This window comes from Bradyrhizobium sp. BR 1433 (genome assembly GCF_051547665.1).
Lineage (GTDB): Bacteria > Pseudomonadota > Alphaproteobacteria > Rhizobiales > Xanthobacteraceae > Bradyrhizobium > Bradyrhizobium australafricanum.
The window spans coordinates 3,784,888-3,802,635 of record NZ_JBPUGG010000001.1 but is presented as its reverse complement, the minus strand read 5'-3'; the positions used below and the strand labels follow the sequence as shown (position 1 = coordinate 3,802,635).

At 65.1% G+C, this 17,748-nt stretch carries 21 protein-coding genes and 1 pseudogene; 5 read left to right on the top strand and 17 right to left on the bottom strand.

The genetic code is table 11. The features are described 5' to 3' along the window. Nucleotides 1-97: 97 nt before the first annotated feature. From ACSKB9_RS18660 to ACSKB9_RS18640, 5 genes are all read right to left on the bottom strand, one after another. Nucleotides 98-520 carry a hypothetical protein gene (locus ACSKB9_RS18660; protein ID WP_016841371.1) on the bottom strand — a complete coding sequence of 141 codons (423 nt, stop codon included), beginning with the start codon at nt 518-520 and terminating at the stop codon, nt 98-100. Between the two features lie 155 nt (nt 521-675). Continuing rightward, nucleotides 676-1,617 carry a hypothetical protein gene (locus ACSKB9_RS18655; RefSeq protein WP_438074799.1) on the bottom strand — a complete coding sequence of 314 codons (942 nt, stop codon included), beginning with the start codon at nt 1,615-1,617 and terminating at the stop codon, nt 676-678. A 255-nt stretch (nt 1,618-1,872) separates the two neighbouring features. Next, entirely contained in the window at nt 1,873-2,307 is a 435-nt protein-coding gene (locus ACSKB9_RS18650; protein WP_026193357.1) for a nuclear transport factor 2 family protein, read from the bottom strand. 282 nt (nt 2,308-2,589) lie between these two features. Continuing rightward, nucleotides 2,590-2,850 carry a hypothetical protein gene (locus tag ACSKB9_RS18645; protein WP_028336038.1) on the bottom strand — a complete coding sequence of 87 codons (261 nt, stop codon included), beginning with the start codon at nt 2,848-2,850 and terminating at the stop codon, nt 2,590-2,592. A 60-nt stretch (nt 2,851-2,910) separates the two neighbouring features. After that, nucleotides 2,911-3,381: a nuclear transport factor 2 family protein gene (locus ACSKB9_RS18640; protein WP_050382837.1), complete on the bottom strand. Its 471-nt coding sequence runs from the start codon at nt 3,379-3,381 to the stop codon at nt 2,911-2,913. Nucleotides 3,382-3,692: 311 nt separating this feature from the next. On the opposite strand from ACSKB9_RS18640, the gene ACSKB9_RS18635 reads away from it, so the two are divergent. The 3 genes from ACSKB9_RS18635 (at nt 3,693) to ACSKB9_RS18625 (ending at nt 5,761) form a co-directional block, all read left to right on the top strand. Further along, a complete protein-coding gene (locus ACSKB9_RS18635) occupies nt 3,693-4,811 on the top strand; it encodes an alpha/beta fold hydrolase (protein WP_438074796.1) in 1,119 nt (372 codons plus the stop codon). A 411-nt stretch (nt 4,812-5,222) separates the two neighbouring features. Next, nucleotides 5,223-5,456 carry a hypothetical protein gene (locus tag ACSKB9_RS18630; RefSeq protein WP_438074794.1) on the top strand — a complete coding sequence of 78 codons (234 nt, stop codon included), beginning with the start codon at nt 5,223-5,225 and terminating at the stop codon, nt 5,454-5,456. Between the two features lie 110 nt (nt 5,457-5,566). After that, a complete protein-coding gene (locus tag ACSKB9_RS18625; RefSeq protein ID WP_016841379.1) occupies nt 5,567-5,761 on the top strand; it encodes a hypothetical protein in 195 nt (64 codons plus the stop codon). Between the two features lie 295 nt (nt 5,762-6,056). On the opposite strand, the pseudogene ACSKB9_RS18620 reads toward ACSKB9_RS18625, so the two are convergent. The 4 genes and pseudogenes from ACSKB9_RS18620 to ACSKB9_RS18605 form a co-directional block, all read right to left on the bottom strand. Further along, a pseudogene (locus ACSKB9_RS18620) lies at nt 6,057-7,048 on the bottom strand (IS110 family transposase). 189 nt (nt 7,049-7,237) lie between these two features. Continuing rightward, nucleotides 7,238-7,732: a hypothetical protein gene (locus tag ACSKB9_RS18615; RefSeq protein ID WP_438074792.1), complete on the bottom strand. Its 495-nt coding sequence runs from the start codon at nt 7,730-7,732 to the stop codon at nt 7,238-7,240. Continuing rightward, nucleotides 7,719-8,111: a hypothetical protein gene (locus tag ACSKB9_RS18610; RefSeq protein WP_438074790.1), complete on the bottom strand. Its 393-nt coding sequence runs from the start codon at nt 8,109-8,111 to the stop codon at nt 7,719-7,721. Before ACSKB9_RS18610 ends, ACSKB9_RS18615 begins: the two co-directional genes overlap by 14 nt. Beyond that, the gene (locus tag ACSKB9_RS18605) at nt 8,108-8,563 is read right to left on the bottom strand and encodes a hypothetical protein (RefSeq protein WP_438074788.1); all 456 of its coding nucleotides are present in this window, start codon (nt 8,561-8,563) and stop codon (nt 8,108-8,110) included. Before ACSKB9_RS18605 ends, ACSKB9_RS18610 begins: the two co-directional genes overlap by 4 nt. Nucleotides 8,564-8,883: 320 nt before the next feature. Between ACSKB9_RS18605 and ACSKB9_RS18600 the strand changes: the two genes are divergently transcribed. Beyond that, complete coding sequence (locus ACSKB9_RS18600) at nt 8,884-9,384, top strand: GNAT family N-acetyltransferase (protein WP_438074786.1); 501 nt, start codon at nt 8,884-8,886, stop codon at nt 9,382-9,384. Nucleotides 9,385-9,411: 27 nt separating this feature from the next. Here the strand turns inward: ACSKB9_RS18600 and ACSKB9_RS18595 are convergent, their stop codons facing one another. The 6 genes from ACSKB9_RS18595 to ACSKB9_RS18570 all read right to left on the bottom strand — a co-directional run bounded on the left by ACSKB9_RS18595 (nt 9,412) and on the right by ACSKB9_RS18570 (nt 15,516). Continuing rightward, on the bottom strand, nt 9,412-9,828 hold the full coding sequence (locus ACSKB9_RS18595; protein WP_438074784.1) for a pyridoxamine 5'-phosphate oxidase family protein: 417 nt from the start codon (nt 9,826-9,828) through the stop codon (nt 9,412-9,414). Between the two features lie 3 nt (nt 9,829-9,831). After that, nucleotides 9,832-12,744 carry an excinuclease ABC subunit UvrB gene (gene uvrB, locus ACSKB9_RS18590; protein ID WP_438074782.1) on the bottom strand — a complete coding sequence of 971 codons (2,913 nt, stop codon included), beginning with the start codon at nt 12,742-12,744 and terminating at the stop codon, nt 9,832-9,834. A gap of 112 nt (nt 12,745-12,856) precedes the next feature. Then, nucleotides 12,857-13,060 (bottom strand): hypothetical protein, encoded by a 204-nt coding sequence (locus tag ACSKB9_RS18585; RefSeq protein WP_425249136.1) that lies wholly within the window; start codon nt 13,058-13,060, stop codon nt 12,857-12,859. Then, nucleotides 13,057-13,344, bottom strand: coding sequence for a hypothetical protein (locus ACSKB9_RS18580; protein WP_253606860.1), 288 nt, complete (start codon nt 13,342-13,344; stop codon nt 13,057-13,059). Before ACSKB9_RS18580 ends, ACSKB9_RS18585 begins: the two co-directional genes overlap by 4 nt. 56 nt (nt 13,345-13,400) lie before the next feature. Continuing rightward, nucleotides 13,401-14,621 carry an NAD(P)-binding domain-containing protein gene (locus ACSKB9_RS18575; protein ID WP_438074780.1) on the bottom strand — a complete coding sequence of 407 codons (1,221 nt, stop codon included), beginning with the start codon at nt 14,619-14,621 and terminating at the stop codon, nt 13,401-13,403. Further along, entirely contained in the window at nt 14,614-15,516 is a 903-nt protein-coding gene (locus tag ACSKB9_RS18570) for a LysR substrate-binding domain-containing protein (protein WP_069276582.1), read from the bottom strand. The genes ACSKB9_RS18575 and ACSKB9_RS18570 overlap by 8 nt, the downstream gene beginning before the upstream one ends. A 112-nt stretch (nt 15,517-15,628) precedes the next feature. On the opposite strand from ACSKB9_RS18570, the gene ACSKB9_RS18565 reads away from it, so the two are divergent. Continuing rightward, nucleotides 15,629-15,862 (top strand): hypothetical protein, encoded by a 234-nt coding sequence (locus ACSKB9_RS18565; RefSeq protein ID WP_438074778.1) that lies wholly within the window; start codon nt 15,629-15,631, stop codon nt 15,860-15,862. A gap of 106 nt (nt 15,863-15,968) precedes the next feature. On the opposite strand, the gene ACSKB9_RS18560 is transcribed toward ACSKB9_RS18565, so the two are convergent. Both ACSKB9_RS18560 and ACSKB9_RS18555 read right to left on the bottom strand, forming a co-directional pair. After that, nucleotides 15,969-16,604, bottom strand: a complete 636-nt coding sequence (locus ACSKB9_RS18560; RefSeq protein WP_438074776.1) for an SCO family protein — start codon at nt 16,602-16,604, stop codon at nt 15,969-15,971. Beyond that, nucleotides 16,601-17,716 (bottom strand): MBL fold metallo-hydrolase, encoded by a 1,116-nt coding sequence (locus ACSKB9_RS18555; protein ID WP_438074774.1) that lies wholly within the window; start codon nt 17,714-17,716, stop codon nt 16,601-16,603. The genes ACSKB9_RS18560 and ACSKB9_RS18555 overlap by 4 nt, the downstream gene beginning before the upstream one ends. Nucleotides 17,717-17,748: the final 32 nt, after the last annotated feature.

Sequence of the window (17,748 nt, the reverse complement as noted above, 5' to 3'; positions counted from 1 at the left end):
CTGAATAACGAATCGTTCTGCGCTGAATCAGGCCGCAAAGCGAAGCCGCCGCCCCCCGTTCAGGAGGCGGCGGCGATCAGTTTGGAAAACTGAAGTATCAGCTGTTGCGCAGGCCGTCGGCGGCGCGCTTCCACTGCGAGACGTTGTCGGCGATCATGCGCGTCGACTTCATCGCGGCCTGGCTTAGCTGGGCATAGCCGGAGATCTCGCGCTGGACGCGCTGGCCCTCGGCATGCAGCAGGTCACGCAGGCTCTCGAGCTCGCCGATCAGCTTCTCGATCTCGGCGAGCGAGGTGCCGGCGACGCGCTGGATCAGCGAGTTGACGTTGCTGACGGTGGCATCGGTGTTGGTGTCGGTCGGCGCGGTCTCCGGGCTCGCCACCGGCCGGCGCAGATAGGCGATATCGTTGCGCACGAAGTCGCGGATGCCGGCTTCGACTTCCGAGACGGCGGCGAGGTTGGTGTCGACCTCGGACGTCGTTTCGACTTCGGCTTCCTCGGTACGGTTGGTGGCGTTCATCGGCTTTCCCCTTGTTCGCAATGGCGAAGCGCGGCTTGTCCCCCGCACGACGAATTGATGAAGTTACGGACCTATCAGTGCCGCCGAATTTGACCGCATCTGGGCCAAGTTGCGGCAATGCCTGATCATTTAGCGCGATAGAGCTAACAGACCGTTCACCATGAGCGTTTGTAGCCGGCGCTGATGCTCTTGCTGGTGGTGCCCTGGGAGGTCTCGCCGACCGAGCCGGAGACGGTAACGCCGTCGAACAGCTTCTGCTCGGCGCCGATCCGGCGCAGCCATCTGTCGTCGGAGGTCGACAGCGTCTGGCCTGCCGTGATGCTGGTGCCGGTGTCGTTAACGGACAGGCTCGCCGACTGATCGGTGTCGTAGCTGCGCGAGGGGTGGCTGATGATGCCGGGCACCGGGACCACGCCCTGCTGAATGAGGTTGTAGCCGTTCTGCAGCGTCAGCGAATATTGCTCCGACAGCGGCACCGACTTGCTCAGGGAGGTGCCGACCTTGCTCTGGTCGGCGGCGGGATCGACCCGCGCCTCGACCGACGTCTTGTCCCAGATCGACGCCACGCCGCCGGTCGAGATCGCGGCCCAGGCCGAGCCGCCGGACTGCGGCAGGCTGCCGCCATTGGCGAGCCGCTCCGACAATTGCTCCGACGTCGTCATCGTGCCTTGCCTTGCGACCGTCATGTCGGCGCCGATGCGGGTATCGAGGAATGGCGAGATCGACTGCTTGACCGACACCGCCGACGAGCCGTTGGCGTTGTTGTTGGTCGACCAGGATGGATCCTTGCCGGCGACGCTGGCGGGCCTCGCCGCACGCTTCGGCGCCAGCGTGGGCAGGCTGGTGGAATCGGTGTCGAGCTGGCTCCAGTCGAGCTTGCTCTCGTCGATATCCTTCAGGATGTCGGCGTCATTGGCATTGGCCGCCGGCGGCTCCTCGTCGGCCGCAGCCTCGGCGTTATCAGTTGCGGTATCCTGGGCTGCGGGAGCGATCTGCCACGGCGGGATTTGCGCGGCGGCCGACAGCGCCATCGCCAAGGTGAAGCCGGCTGCCAGCACCGGCAGCGCTGTCCAGCCAAATCGCAATATGAAAGTCATTCCCAGCCCGCAAATTCCAGAGCCGCAGCATGCATTGCCGTGGCGCAAAATTGTGGCATCGGCGCTCTGAAAGCAAGTGATCAACGCGTGATCGTCATGTCCGGGACAAACGCGATGCGCGTTCGCGCGGCGCGTCCCGAGCGCGGCCGTTCGGGGCTGGCAAAACAGGCCGCCGCTGCCGGGGCGCCTGAACCCGAAGACGCGCTTCGCGCTTTAGCGCCCCGGACGTGACGAAGGCGTGAAACCGAAAAGCCCTCAGACCGCGATGCGCGGCAGATGGATCGGGTAGCCGACGGTCTGCTCGACGAGGTCGAAACTGTCGACCAGCACGCGGAAGCTCGTCAGCTTGCCGGCCCTGAACTGCGCGAAATGCGCGATCCGGAGCGAGATCGGCTTGTTGGAGTCGAGTGCCGTCAGCGAATAGCGCAGCATCGAGGCTGCGGAATCCACGCCGAGCATGATCTGTTCCCGGTCGAAGCGGTGAACCCTGAGGTTCTCGCCGATCTGCCGGATCACCTCGAGCACCGCGGCCTTGCCGCGGCGCGCGCCGAAAAAGGAAAACAGGTCGATCGGCCCATAGATGGACCATTCGACCTCGTCGTCGAGCAGCGGCTCGATATCTGCAAGCTGGCGTTCGTTGATCGCGCGATGCAATGCGCGCGAAAAACGCCAGAGACTATGCTCTGTCATTTTGGCCTTGTCCTGAAACTGGATTTCAAACGCAAACGGATGGCAGGGGATCAGCGCCGACGCCTTGCCAGGTTGCTGCACATCGCTATTGCGGCTTGAAATAGTGCCGAACGGCAAAAACGCAAATGAATTTTTTGCAATGCACAATTGCGCGGAATTTTACCGGAATGTGACCGCCGACCTCTGGTTTCTGGTTCTGACGCGCTTCTTTGATGCGAACCGGCATCCACCCGCATCACGTACGGAGCAGGCTTCGCGCGAAAACGCTCCGGTCGCCGCAATTCAGCGGTCGCGCTGCCGCACCGGTTGCCGCTCGATCACGATCTCGGCGTCGCGGATCGCCACTACCGCGAACAGCAGCGCGCCGCCGATGCCGCCGATCGCGGCGCCGAGCGGCATGAAGGTGAAAAACACCAGCGTTCCGCTGTCGATACCCGAGGTTCTGGCCAATCCGATCCAGCTAAGCCCGGCTCCGATGCCGAAGGCGGCGCCGCCAAGGGCGCCCAGCGCCAAGCCAAGCACAGCGAGCAATGCGATTTTCATGGTGATTTCAGCCCCGACCGCAACAAGCCCGGTAATAAGTCAGCGCCGGGCCGTCGAGGTTCAACGCCGGCGCTGCGAATTTGCCTGCACGATGTCGTCGTGCCCGGTCAGCGCCGCCGCGACGTCGCGCTCCAGCACCTGCTGGACGAGGTCGAAGGTGTCGATGATCTCGCGGATCTCGGTGATCTTGCCGTCGCGCAGCGTGTAGAACACCGCGACGTCGAACTGCACCACGCGGGCGTTGTTGCGCTTGCGCAAGAATACGCGCAGCTGCGCGGCAACCCTGTCGCCCTGGGTCACCACGATCGGCGCCTCGTAGCGCATGTCCGAATAGCGCTCGTGGATCGTGGTCCACATCTGGCGCAGCGCGGCCTTGCCGCGGTGCTGGCCCATATGCGGAAGAATGTCGATCGGGGCGTTGGCGAGAAACGCGACGTCGTCGCTGCAGCGATCGAGCGCGCCCTCGATGCCGCCGGCATAGTAGACGTCGAGGAAGTTCAAGACGCGCTGCCGGTTCAAATCCTCGCCCATGATCGACTCCGCCGGTCCGACTCGCTCTGGCCCGGCATTGTGAACCGGAGCATTCGACAATCAAACAACATATGTTTGACGCGCGAGACGCGATTAGGTTCGGCAACCAGTGCGTGCATTGTGGCGCAAAATGCATGCGCCGCGCCGGTTCGCGCAATGCGACGACGGCGGGCGTCGCGGTGCAGGCGCGGTTTATTCCGCGCTTGCGCCGTTTAAATCTTCGCGCCCGCGGCCTTGCCGCGGCGCCGCCGGCCCGTATGCTTCGCGGCGGAAGGCGGCCGAACAGAGCCGGCCCCGATGGGGAGAGACCAATGAAGCGCATCACCCACTTCGCCGCGATCCTGTCGCTGCTGGCATGCCCGGCGATCCCGCCCGCCTTCGCACACACGCCGCAGCAGCCTGCCCACCAGCTCTACAATGAAGGCGACCTCAAGCTCGAGAGCGGCGAGGCGATCAAGGATTTCTCGATCTCCTACGTCACCCACGGCACGCTGAACGCGAAGAAGTCGAACGCCATCCTGATGGTGACCGCGATCTCGGGCAATCATCACCGGCTCGATTTCATGATCGGCCCCGGCAAGGCGCTCGACCCCGACAAGTATTTCATCGTCTGCACCGACGCGATCGGCAACGGGCTGACCACGTCGCCGAGCAATTCGAAGGCGCAGCCGCGGATGCAGTTCCCGAAATTCGCGATCCGCGACATGGTGGAATCGCAGTATCGGCTGATGAAGGAGAAGCTGGGCATCGACCATGTCGTCGCGGTGGTCGGCCCCTCGATGGGCGGCATGCAGGCGCTGCAATGGGGCGTCAGCCATCCGGACTTCATGGACGCGCTGGTTGCGATGGTGCCGCTTGCGAAGACGCCGGCCTGGTCGGTCGCGGTGATGGAGGCCTCGCGCAAGGCGATCATGAACGATCCGGCGTGGAAGGACGGCAATTACGACGCGCCGCCGGAGAAGGGCCTCAAGCTGTTCCGCGATATCGTCGCGCTGCTCGCGGCGCGCACGCCCGACATGTATGCGGCGCAGTTCAAGTCCGGCCCCGACGTGCTGCCCTGGATGGCCGAGCAGGAGACCGCGCTGTGGAAGCTGTTCGACGCCAACGACTGGATCTACCAGAGCTGGGCCTATGACCGGCACGATGTCGGCACCACGGCCGGGTTCGGCGGCGACACGGCGAAGGCGCTGGGCTCGATCAAGGCGAAGACGCTGATCCTCACCGGCTCCAAGGACCTGCTCAATCCCGAATTCGAGCCGAACCAGATGGGCCAGAACATCGGAGGCGTGACCATCAAGACGATCAGCCCGGGCACCGTGACCGGCCACGCCTCGGCCGGCGGTTTCTTCCCGCCGGATGTCGAGTTTCTCAACCGCGAAACCGGCGTGTTCCTCGACGGCGTGACCGATGGCGGCAAGAAACTGAAGTGATCGGCTGAGCCGGCCGCGCCTCGCAGACGTGCGGCGGCAGCTGTCCGCGAGTTAATGAAACCTCCGCCCGCGCGCCCGGTTGGTTCGGCGTGGGCGACGCATCCGCAATGAGGAGTTCCGTATGAGAAACACCGTGCCGCTTGCCGTCGCCGCCCTGGTTGTCTCCAAATAAATCATGCGAGCGCGCACCGCGCGACGGTGAGCCGGCGTCGACGCCGGCCACGAGGCCTTGAGCTCCTCCGGGGCCGGCCGGTGAAATCGCGCCGGCTCGCTGTCGCGGTGCGTTCGACAGCAGCCGATCCGACGGCGCCGCCTTGCCGGCGGCGGGGTCGATGGTGAACCGCTTATTCTTCCCGGAACCGGCCGTGCCGCTGCACCGTTGATGCGGCAGCGTTGCATTGGAGCCGCATCATGAAATCGATTGTTTTCGCGTCCGTCATTGCCGTCAGCGCGCTCGCCTTGGCGTCGCCTGCCGACGCCAAGGGTTGCATCAAGGGCGCTATCGTCGGCGGCGTCGCCGGTCATTATGCCGGCCATCACGGCATGCTCGGCGCCGCCGCCGGGTGCCTCTACGGCCGCCATCACGCCAAGCAGCAGCGCCAGCAGCAACCGCAGTCACAGCCCGCGCAGCAGGAGAAGCTGTAGGATCAGTTGTGAAGCCACGTTCCGGGAACGAAGTCTCGTTCCGGGAACGAAGGGTCGTTCCGGGAACGCCGTCCGCACCGGCCGCGTTGTCTCCATGCGTAACGGAGACGATGATGACGAAACCAAAGACAAAGACCATCCAGCCCGTTCCCGACGACAACAAGAGCCACAAGGGCCCCGGCAGCACCCCCAGCGTTCCCATCGACACCACCAAGGGCCATCGCGACGACGAGAAGCACAACATCCGCGAGCAGGCCGCGCACGGCAATCTGACTCAGAACACCAGCAACAAGCGATCGGGTTAGGCGGTCACACTCTCGGTGTCGTCCTGGCGAAAGCCAGGACCCATATGTGGACGGCCCCCGTGGCACAAGAGCTGTTTGGTGAGATCGGATCGCTTGCATCCATATGTCCGGCCTGTTGGGTGCGATCGAATGGATCGCTGGCCAAGATGGTTTGCGCGATGCGAGTTCCAAACAACCACGCGGCCTGTTGGCGGCCGATGGGTCCTGCGGACTGTCTCGCATCGTTGCTCGATCGATCGCTCCATCTGCTCTTGCAGCTCCGGTCGGCCGGCGAGCGAGCCCGCCGGCTAATCGATTAGGCGGCGGCTGTCATGGGATTCATCCGTGCCGCCTCGTAACTCTCGCCCGTTGCCATCAGCTTCCAGGCGATACGGGCCACTTTGTTGGCGAGCGCCACGGCCGCAAGCTTCGGCGGCTTGCGCTTGATCAGGGCCAGCAGCCAGCGCGAGTGATGACCGCGTCCCCGCCTGGCCTGCTGGATCACCGCTGTGGCCCCGACCACCAGCAGACGGCGCAAGTTCTCATCGCCAGCCCGCGTGATCTTGCCAAGCCTGGTCTTGCCAGCGGTGGAGTGGTCCTTGGGTGTCAATCCCAGCCAAGCCGCAAAATGACGACCAGAACGGAACGTGCGCGGATCAGGTGTCTTCATCACCAGCGCGGTTGCAACGATCGGACCGACCGAGGGGATCTGAGCCAAGCGCCGGCCCGTGGCATCGGCGCGGTGCCGACGTGCTCCCGGCCCAGCACCACAAACAGCTCGCGCGCCAGAACCGGAAGCGTCTCGTCCTGCGCAATCCGCACCAGCAGTGGTTCGATCGCGTCCAGTCCCTTGGGGGCGATCAGGCCATACTCCGCCGCATGGCCGCGTATCGTATTGGTCAGCTGGGTGCGCCGGACGATCAATCCGTCGCGGACACCCATCAGCATCAGCGCGGCCTGCTGCTCGGCCGTCTTCACCGGCACGAAGCGCATGCTCGGCCGGCTCATCGCTTCACACAGGCCTTCTGCATCCCGCCCGTCATTCTTGTTCCGCATCACGTAGGGTTTGACCAATTGCGGTGCCATCAGCTTCACCTCGTGACCGAGCTTGGAAAGCTGACGCGCCCAATGTTGCGAAGCCCCGCATGCCTCCATCCCGATCACAGTCGGCGGCAATTTGGCGAAGAACTCCAGCACTTGTTTGCGCGACAGCTTCTTGCGCAGCACCACCTGCTCCGCCGCATCAACCCCATGCAGCACAAAAATATACTTCGACGTATCAATCCCAATGCGGATAATCTGGTTCACGGACGGCTCCCTTGTATGAGATCTCAGACAACCTCATTCTGGCACACTGATGCCGTAGGGGGCCGTCCACACCATCAACCACCCAATTCAGTAATGAGCGGGATGGCGGCCCAACGTCGCGCAGCAATTGTGATTTGGGGTAATAGGTCCTGGCTTTCGCCAGGACGACGATGAGCGTCCGATTCTCTCCTAGGCCACCGAAGCGATCGGGGGTTTTGCCAATAGTATCGCTCTGCGGTCATGGACCAGATTTTCCAGGCGGTGGGCTACGACATTCAGCGTCGCGGTGTCGACCGCATTTTCATCGCCCGCCTCGGCCTTGAGACGTTCGCTCTTGAGAATATTGTCGATCTCGTCCTCGATGTCTGAAAGTTCGTTCTCGAAGTTGACCGTGCGGATCCGGCGCGCAAGGCCGTAAAGCGTGTCGAGAGGACCCTCACGGATTTCGGGCTGCCCGATTCCCAAAAATTTCCATGCGGCGGCAAGCACCGAAGCGATTCCTCCAAGGATCATCGGGCCCAGATAAATGTAGTCGCTGTATTCATCAAGGAAACTCTGTGTTGTGCCGTTATAGACGGCCAAGGCCCCAGGATGGACGGGAAGGTAGGCGTCCGCGTCGGTGCTGGGGGCGGTGATCTGGGCAAGGAGAGGATTCTCCGGCAGCAGCTCCCTACGCACCTTCAAGATGCTCTGGGTAAGACTTGTTGCGACGTCGGCGCTGAGGCTCTTTCGTGCGACAAGATAGAGCGAAGTCTTCGAGAGTCGTCAGATCGTCATCGGGGACAGGAGGTGATCCGCGCAGGGTGCCCTTTGGCACGTCGAAGCTCTCATAGGCGCGATTGCTGTCTGCAATGGCCGCGGCCGAGTCGATCGGGATCAGGACCGGAGTGGCTTTTGTACCTTGCGGGAAAAAGCCCTTCACCAGCGCAATGTATTTCCCCGTCAGAGGGATGACCACAAGCAGGGCGCTGACTTGTTTTGATTGGACGGCTTTCCGAGCATCTTGCAAGCCGAGGTTCTTGAAAACCGTCTTGTTGCGGGCAAGGTCGTAGGTGTTGTTCAACACATCGACGAGCTTGGCGTTTGCCTCGCCTCCGAGCACGCCCACGGTCTGGCCCTTGAGCTTGCTGATGCTGTCGATCGATGAACCGGGGGGAGCGATGAGAGCACAGTCATGTGCGACAGCACGACAATGGCCTCGGCCTTGGACAAGTCGCCGACGTCGCCGCGAACGGCAGCGAGATCGACAGCTCCCGCAGCGAACTGCTTGCCCGATTCCACGGCTGTTCCGGTGTCGATGACCTTCAACCGTACCGAAGCGCCGTCGGAGGCAAGCTGATTGGCGACCGCCGTCATTGCGCCGGCTGCTTCTCCGTCGATCGAGCCGACCGCCAGCGTCAGCGTCACCGGACGACTGTACCAACGATATCCATAGAGCCCGGCGGCCGTGCAGAGCAGGATCACTCCCACCAGCGAAACAACGCGGAGCCAGAGCGGCATTCTGATCGAAATCATGACGACTTCCCCCGATGCCGGAACAACTATGGCTTCAAAATGTAAGGGGTAGGGGATACCCGTGATTGATGCAGGTCAAGGGGGCTTTGCTTAAACGGTGCTTGCGGATCAGACGAGCAAGCCATCGTGACGCCTATCACGTCGCGGGTGGCAGCCGGATTGGCGGCATCGGATCATCCGATTACCTGAACCGAACGCCATTGCCAGCCGACGGTCTCGCTGCAGCTCATGACGACGATGATCATGATGTCGCTGCTGCCGTCGCGGGGGCAGCGTGCGGTGAACTTGCGCTTTACCGCCGATCTACCTTATTTGCGGTCATGCAAATTAGAGACGAACGCCCTGAAGACGCCGCCACGATCAGCCGCGTCACGGCGGCCGCCTTCGCCAACGCGCCGCACAGCAGCGGCACCGAAGCCCGCATCGTCGAGGCGCTGCGCGCGGCCGGCGCGCTGACGATGTCGCTGGTGGCTGTCTCCGAGGTCGGCAGCATCGCCGGCCACGTCGCGTTCTCGCCGGTGCAGATCGATGGCGTAGCCGGACGCTGGTACGGCCTCGGCCCGGTCTCGGTCGCACCCGACATGCAGCGGCGCGGAAGCGGCAAAGCTCTGATATGCGAGGGGCTCATCCGGCTTGCGGAGCTCGGGGCCGATGGCTGCGTCGTGCTCGGCGATCCCGCGTACTACCGTCGCTTCGGCTTCCTCGATGATCGCCGGCTGACCTATGACGGCAAGCCGAGCCGATACTTTCAGCGGATGGTGTTGAAGGGCAAGGCACCCAAAGGGGATGTGAGCTACCATCCGGCGTTCGACGTGGCGTGATCGAGGAGAGGCTGAAGATGAAGCTGTCTATGGCAGCATCATTTCCTCGATCCGCGCCGGCACCGCGCCAAAATCGCTGAACCGGGCCCAGTTCGGCCGTATCCGCACATAGCCGATGTTCGGCCATGTCTCGCGCTCCGGCCCGTCGGGCCACGCCGCGAAATACACCTGCTTGCAGGCGATGAGCTCCGCGCCGCTCGGGAAGTCCGCGACGCCCTCGACCTGCGCGGTCTGCTCGGCGTCCCAGCCGATCACCAGCGCCGCGCGCGGATCGGCGCGGAGGTTCTGGTATTTGCGCGAGGTGGTCAGCGTGTCGAAGATGATCTCAAGATCGTCGCTGACCGCGATCCCGACGACCGCCGCCTGGGGCGCGCCATTGTGAACCGTGCTGACCACCGCGAGCCGATGCATCCGCAGGAAGGCGAGCAGCTCGGCGCGCGTCATGATCTACCTTTTCTTCCACCCGCCCCGCTTGCCCGGCGCGCCGCCGCTCGACCGCGGCGACGGGCCGAACTCCGGCCCCGACTGCCGCGAGTCGGTCGGCTGGATGATGCGGCTCGTGGTGCCGAACGGCTTTGCGGGCAGCGCGCCGCTGGGGCGGAAGGGCAGCGATTCCGGGCCGTGCATCTCGTCGAGATCGGGCTTGTGGATGCGTGAGCCGGACTTGCCGCCGCGGCTCGCCTTGAGCGAGGTCTGCGCCGACTTGTTCTTCAATGCGCTGACCGGCAGGTTGGCGGCATCGCCGTATTTTCTTGTGCCGGCATAGGCGCCGGCCTGCTTCTGCACGTTGCGCTGCTTGGCGGTGGGGTCGTCGACCACGGCCATCTCGGTGGCGCGCAGCCGCTTGACCTCGTCGCGCAGTCGCGCGGCCTCCTCGAAGTTCAAATCGGCCGCGGCCTCGCGCATCCGCGTTTCGAGATCGCTCAGCACGGCCTCGAAATTATGCCCGATACTGATGACGTCGTCGGCGATGCCGCCGTCGCCGATCTCGACCAGCACGTGGTCGCGCTCGTAGACGGAGTTGAGGATGTCGCCGATCGACTTCTTCACGCTCTCCGGCGTGATGCCGTTGGCCTCGTTGTACTCGACCTGCTTCTCGCGGCGCCGCGTGGTCTCGGCCATCGCGCGCTCCATCGAGCCGGTCATGCTGTCGGCATAGAGGATCACCTTGCCGTCGACGTTGCGTGCGGCACGGCCGATGGTTTGGATCAGCGAGGTTTCGCTGCGCAGAAAGCCTTCCTTGTCGGCATCGAGGATCGCGACCAGCGCGCATTCGGGAATGTCGAGGCCCTCGCGCAAGAGGTTGATGCCGACCAGCGCGTCGAACGCGCCGAGGCGGAGATCCCGGATGATCTCGATGCGCTCGATCGTGTCGATATCCGAGTGCATGTAGCGGACGCGGATGCCCTGCTCGTGCAGATATTCGGTGAGGTCCTCCGCCATGCGCTTGGTGAGCACCGTGATCAGCGAGCGATAGCCCGCCGCCGCGGTGGCGCGCACCTCGCCGACGAGGTCGTCGACCTGGGTGCGGGCAGGGCGGATGTCCACGGGAGGATCGATGAGGCCGGTCGGACGGATCACCTGCTCGACGAACACGCCGCCGCTTTCGTTCAGCTCCCAGCCGCTCGGCGTCGCCGACACCGCAACCGTCTGCGGCCGCATCATGTCCCACTCCTCGAAGCGGAGCGGCCGGTTGTCCATGCAGGAGGGCAGGCGGAAGCCGTATTCGGCGAGCGTCGCCTTGCGGCGGAAGTCGCCGCGGAACATGGCGCCGATCTGCGGCACGGTGACGTGGCTCTCGTCGGCGAAGATCAGCGCGTTGTCCGGTACATATTCGAACAGCGTCGGCGGCGGTTCGCCGGGGCGGCGCCCGGTGAGATAGCGCGAATAGTTCTCGATGCCGGCGCAGCTTCCGGTCGCCTCCATCATCTCGAGATCGAAGGTGGTGCGCTGCTCGAGCCGCTGCGCCTCCAAGAGGCGGCCCTGGTCGTTGAGCTGGTCGAGCCGCATCTTCAATTCTGATTTGATCGACTTGATCGCCTGCACCAGCGTCGGGCGCGGCGTCACATAGTGCGAATTGGCGTACATCTTGATGAATTCGAGCTCGTCCTGCTTGTGGCCGGTGAGCGGATCGAACTCCTCGATCGTCTCGATGGTGTCGCCGAACAGGTTCACCCGCCAGGCGCGGTCCTCATAGTGCGCCGGGAAGATGTCGATGACGTCGCCGCGGACGCGGAAGGTGCCGCGGGTGAAGTCGGCCTGGGTGCGCTTGTACTGGAGAGCAACGAGGTCGGCGATGAGCTGCCGCTGGTCGATGCGCTCGCCCTTCTTCAGCGCGAAGGTCATCGCGGTGTAGGTCTCGACCGAGCCGATACCGTAAATGCAGGACACCGAAGCGACGATGATGACGTCGTCGCGCTCGAGCAGCGCGCGCGTTGCCGAGTGGCGCATGCGGTCGATCTGCTCGTTGATCGAGGAATCCTTCTCGATATAGGTGTCGGTGCGCGGGACGTAGGCTTCCGGCTGGTAGTAGTCGTAATAGCTGACGAAATACTCGACGGCGTTGTCGGGGAAGAAGTTCTTGAACTCGCCATAGAGCTGGGCGGCCAGCGTCTTGTTCGGCGCCAGGATCAGCGCCGGGCGCTGCGTCGCCTCGATCACCTTGGCCATGGTGTAGGTCTTGCCCGAGCCGGTGACGCCGAGCAGCACCTGGGTGCGGTCGTTGCGGTCGATGCCCTCGACCAGTTCGGCGATCGCGGTCGGCTGGTCGCCCTTCGGCTGGTAGTCGGACTTGATCTCGAAGCGCACGCCGCCTTCGGATTTCTCCGGGCGCGGCGGGCGGTGCGGGGTCCACACCCGCATCGAGCCGTCGTCCTTGCGGAACTCCGGGCGGCCGTCGCGGATCAGGTTCTCCAGCGCGTCGGCGGTCGCCTTGACGCCGAGCGCCTCCATCTTGCTGCGCGGCGGCCGCGCCAGCGCCTCGTCGTCGTCCTCGGCGGTCGGCAGGCCGAGCTGCCGCGCCAGTTCCGGATCGAGGGTCGGGATGGTGGCCGAGGTGCCGTAATTGGCCTGCGGGGCCTCGCCGAGGCCCGAGGTATCGCGCCTGGCGACGTCCTCGCTGGTCTCGCGCGTCGACGCCCGCGCGCGATGCGCGGCGGCCTCGCCGCCGGCGCGACGGTCCCAGGAATTGTCCGGCGGCGGCTGCAGGCCGGTGCCCGAACCCATGCCGGCATCGCCGCGGTTGATCGCGGGATTGAGCAATTCGGCAAGCGCGGGCCCGATCGGGAGGACCTCGGGCCGGTGTGCTTTGGATTTGGGGGTTTTGCCGGGCTTTTTCGGAGTGTTCGGTGTCTTCGCCATGTCCCGAATATGGGACGAGTCCGGCAGCGAGAAAAGGGTAAACGACGGCTGGATAGCTGCACGGGCGAGGCTGCTGACAGCAGGGTGTCAGCAGGGGGCGCCGTCGCGGAGTTCAGGCCCGCGGCAGGTCGACGATGTCGAGATGGATCCCGCCGCAGCCGTCGCAGCGCATGGTCCAGTATTCGGCGGCGCGGCCGGGGATCACGCGCAGCAGCGAAAGCGATGCGGCGCATTCCGGGCAGCTGGTGCGGACCTGCGCCGGCCAGACCGGATCCGGCTCGCATTGCGGGACGGCAACCACGACGTTACCGGTCACGCCGACGCTTCGGCCGCCGGCATTGTCATGCCATAGCGTTGCGGGAACCGGTCGATAGCCCGCTTCGCGTCGGCGATCGCCGCATCCGGATCGGACCACGCAAAGCCGATGTCGAGCGTCGGAAACAGCATGCCATCGATGACGACCGGCCTTTGATCGACCCGTTGAACCCTGGCGTGCCATTGCCCCTTCCCCACTTCGAACGACTTGATCTCAAAACCGCTGTAAATCATGTGCGACCTCGAAACGCCCTTCTCATAGGAAGCACGAGCGCGTTGCGCCAAATGTGAAGCAGTTCACAACTCGCCGGGTTTATTTCCAGGAGCAATGGAACCCGGAGCTAGCGGCGGTTCGCGATGTGGTCGGCGAGCACGGCGGCATCGTCGCCGACGCCTGACAGGAACGAGGATTTCATCTTCGACAGCCATTGCAGGCCGAGGAAATAGAGGCCCGGCACGTCGGACACGCCGTGGCGGTGTCGCGGCGCCCCGTCGGCATCCAGCACCGGTATGTCGATCCAGTTCAGATCGAGGCCATAGCCGGTGGCCCAGATCACGCTCCTGATCCGCGCGGCGCGCAGGTCGATCGCATCGAGCGGCGCGGTGAGGCACGGCGGATCGGGCAAACGGAGGCGCGCCAAGGGATCTTCGGGATGATCGAGGCCGTGCGCCGCGACGAAGTCGTCGACGATCCCGAGGAAGGTCGCGTAATAGGCGTCGCCATTGGCGATGTTGGCGGCGAGATCGGGCGCGATCTCGAGCACGCCATCGCGCGCCGCCGTCACGCGGCCGAGCAGGGTCACGCCGCCGGCGGCGAAGCGGCGGAAGTCGACGGTGTGGCCGCCATGGGCGCCCGAAATCACCGGCAGCAGCCGCGACGGGCCGCGCTGCTCGACCGGCGTCCGGTCGATGCCCATCTCGGCCAGCCACCAGATCAGGTCGCGCCCGCGATAGCGCCGCGGCAGCCGGTTGTGACGTCCGATCGAGAGGAAGACCTCGCGGCCGGCGCGCATCAGCTCTTCGGCGATCTGCGCACCCGAGGCGCCGGCACCGACCACCAGCACCGCGCCGTCAGGCAATTGCGCGGGATTCCTGTAGCCGGCGGCATCGACCTGAAACAGGCCGGGGTGATCGCGCAGCAGATCGGGCCGCAGCGGCCGTTGATAGGGACCGGTGGCGACGACGACGTTGCGGGCGGCGATGCTGCCGCCGGCAGATTCGGCGAGGAAGCCGCCGGCGTCGCGGCGCAGCTTCGTGACCGCGACACCGTAGCGGATCGGCGGCGCGACGAACGCGGCGTAGTCCTCGATGAAGGCGATGATGGCAGCGGTGTCCGAGAAGCCGTCGGGATCGCTGTGCGGAAACGCGAAATCCGGCAGCCGCACCGACCAGTTCGGAAACTGGAACATGAGGCCGTCCCAGCGTTCGCTGCGCCAGCGCTCGGCGATGCGACCCCGCTCCAGCACCAGATGGGCGATGCCGCGCTGCTTCAGCCGATGGCTCATGGTGAGCCCGGCCTGGCCGCCGCCGATCACCAGCGTATCGACGGTCTCGTCAGGCACTGCGCGATCCCTTGCGGCGGGCGGCGGGCTCCGCCGCGGCGCGGATGATCCAGCGCCGGAACGCGGCGAAATCGCGCTGCTCGGCGTGGAAGCCGCGATAGACCAGATACCAGCGCATGCCCTTCGGCACGCTGAGCGCAAACGGCGCCACCAGCCGGCCGGCGGCGAGATCGTCGTCGATATAGGGCCGGATGCCCATCGCGATGCCGAGCCCGTCGCTGGCTGCCTGCAGCGCCTGGCCGTAGAACTGGAATTCCGGCCCGCGCGCGGTCAGGCGCGGCACGCCCGCGGCCTTCAGCCAGGACGGCCAGTCGTCGGGCGAATGCGCGACGCGGATCAGGCTCGGGCCCTTGAGGTCGGCGGGGCGCTTCAGGGTGTTGGCGAGCCGCGCCGTGCACACCGGCATCAGATCGGCGGCAAACAGCGGCTCGGCGACGAGGCCCGGCCACTGGCCGTCTCCGAGCTGGATGCCGCAGCTCCAGTCGTCGGCGAACGGCACCGCCATGCCGCCGGTCGTGATCCGCACCTCGATGTCGGGCTCCGCTTTGCGGAACTCGGCAAGATGCGGGATCATCCATTTCAGCGCAAAGGTCGGTCCGACGCCGACGGTCAGCACCCGCGCGCTCGCGGATGCCGTGACCTGCGCGGTGAGGCTCGCGAGCGCGTCGAAGATCGGCGTCAGCCCGCCCTGATAGGCGCGGCCCGCCGGCGTGGTGACGAGGCGGTTGGCCTTGCGCTCGAACAGCGCGACGCCGAGCCGCTCCTCGAGCAGATGCACCATCCGGCTGATCGCGGCGGCCGAGACATTGAGCTCGCTGCCCGCCGCCGCGAAGCTGCCGGTCCGCGCCGCGGCTTCGAACGCCTTGATGCCGTTGAGAAAGAGCAGCCGCCGCATGAACCCTCAGGAAAACTGATGCAAGGTCAAGATAACTCAGTTTGCCGGAACAGGCCAAGCGGCGCAGAAATACCGGAGACAATGAATCCCTGCTGACCCCGGCGAGGACCACATGACAGAGACCACAGACGCCCTGGTGCTCGATCTCGTGGAATGGGTGGCGCGCGGGCCGCGGCGCTATGCCGAGGTGCTCGAGGTCTGGCGCACCTCATGCCCGCGGCTGACGATCTGGGAGGACGCCGTTGACCGCGGCTATATCGCGCGCCGTCCCTCGGTCGAGGGCATGCGGGTGATGGTCACGGAAAGCGGCGAGACATTCTTGCGCGCGCATGGGCGGATACATTGAGTCCGGCGATTTGTCCGATCCGCCTGCCGAACTGCTTTCTTCACCTCACCCGCAAGCGGGAGAGGGGGCGCAGTATTGACGCGGCTGGAATTGCCAATCTCTGATGTCAGCGCGCCGGTTCGGCGAGCCGTGGCCGGATGATCTCGACCATCCGGTCAGCCGACGTCCCCGGCGGAAAGAAGCCGAGATAATTGCCCTCGCGGTCCATCAAATAGATGTAGGCGGTGTGATCGACGGTGTAGTCGCCGGCATCCTTCAGCGGCACCCGCGCGAAGTAGACCTTGTAGGCATCAGCGAGCTTGCGGATCGCATCACCGCTGCCGGTCAGTCCGATCAGGCGCGGGTGGAACATCGGCACGTACTCCGCGAGGTGGGCCGCGGTGTCACGCTCGGGATCGACCGTGATGAAGATCGGTTGCACCTGGTCGCCGTCGCGGCCGAGCTTGTCGAGCGCCAGGGCGATCGCCTGCAGATCGGTCGGGCAGACGTCTGGGCAGGTGGTGAAGCCGAAATAGATCAGCATCAGCTTGCCGCGAAACTCCTTGTCGGTGCGTTCATGGCCGGCCTGATCGGTCAGCGCGAACGGGCCGCCGACCGGCTCCCTGTTCCACATCAGGATGTCCATGATCTCGGCGGCCGAGCGCGCCGATTGCGGCGGCGCATCGCCCGCCAGCACCGGCGCCAGCGTCAGCCACAGGCCGGCGCCGGCGTAAGCGAAGCCGCGCAGGACCGGCGCGATCATATGCCGAAGGAGAGGCGGCTGCCCGTCGTCGTGACCAACACCTTGTCGCCCATCTGCGCGGTCGCCTCCTGCACGAAGTCGAGCCCGGAGCAGTGCATCGGGATCAGCACGTCGGGGTCGAGCTTCCTGATCTCGGCGACCACCTCGGTGAGGTAATCCTTCGGCGCCGGCCCGAGATGGAAGCCGCCGACGATGGCGTGCACCTTCTGGATGCCGGAGACCTCCTGCGCCTGCTTCACCGAATTGACAATGCCGACATGGCCGCAGGACGAGATCACGACGAGGCCGAAGTCCCGCACGTTGAAGCAGGTGGCGTGCTCATGGATGTGCTCGTCGGGCACGATCTTGCCTTCCATCTCGGCCGGCAGATAGTGGCTGGCATTGCAGCCGAGCCCGTCCTTGATGCCGAACTCGACCCAGGTCTGCGGCAACACGCGCTCGATGCTGCGGCGGGTGATCTTGCCGGTGGTGAAGGCGTGGCCGGCGATCACGGTCGGGGTCTCGCACAGCACCGTGGTAACGCGCTGCGCCGCGAGCTGGCGGCGGTCGAGCGTGCCGAAATCGTTGAACTGGCCCTTGGTCGGCGTTGCGCTGACGCGGTGGCAGAAATTGTCCTCGCCGCCGGCATAGAGCTTCACGTCGGCCGGTAGCTTGTCGCGGAACTTGTCGAGGAAGCCGTTGAGGCCGCCGAAATGATCGTAATGCCCGTGGCTCACGATCAGGCCGTCGAGCTTCGCCGGATCGACGCCGACCAGCGCCATGTTGTTGAGCAGCACCTCCGGCGTGTAGCCGTAGTCGAGCATCAGCGTGCGCTGCGCGCCCTTGGCCTCGGACTCCAGCCACAGCGACAGGCCCCATTCATTGTGCAGCGACTTCTGGTAGTTGGCGGAGCGCGGCGGCGGCGCAATGGTGACGCCGCCGGCCTGCTTCGGCTTGAAGAACAAATCGAAGCTGGAATCGACCAGCACGCGGATCGAGAGCTTGTCGACGGTCGGCACCTCGATCGGTGCGGCGCTCGCGATCTCGACGCAGGAGAAGGCGCCCGCGGCTGCTGCGCTGGCGATCGCCGCCGAGCCTTTCAGGAAATCACGTCGTGCCAAATCCCGTGTCATCGCAATCCCCCGTGTTTTGAAAACTTTTCAAT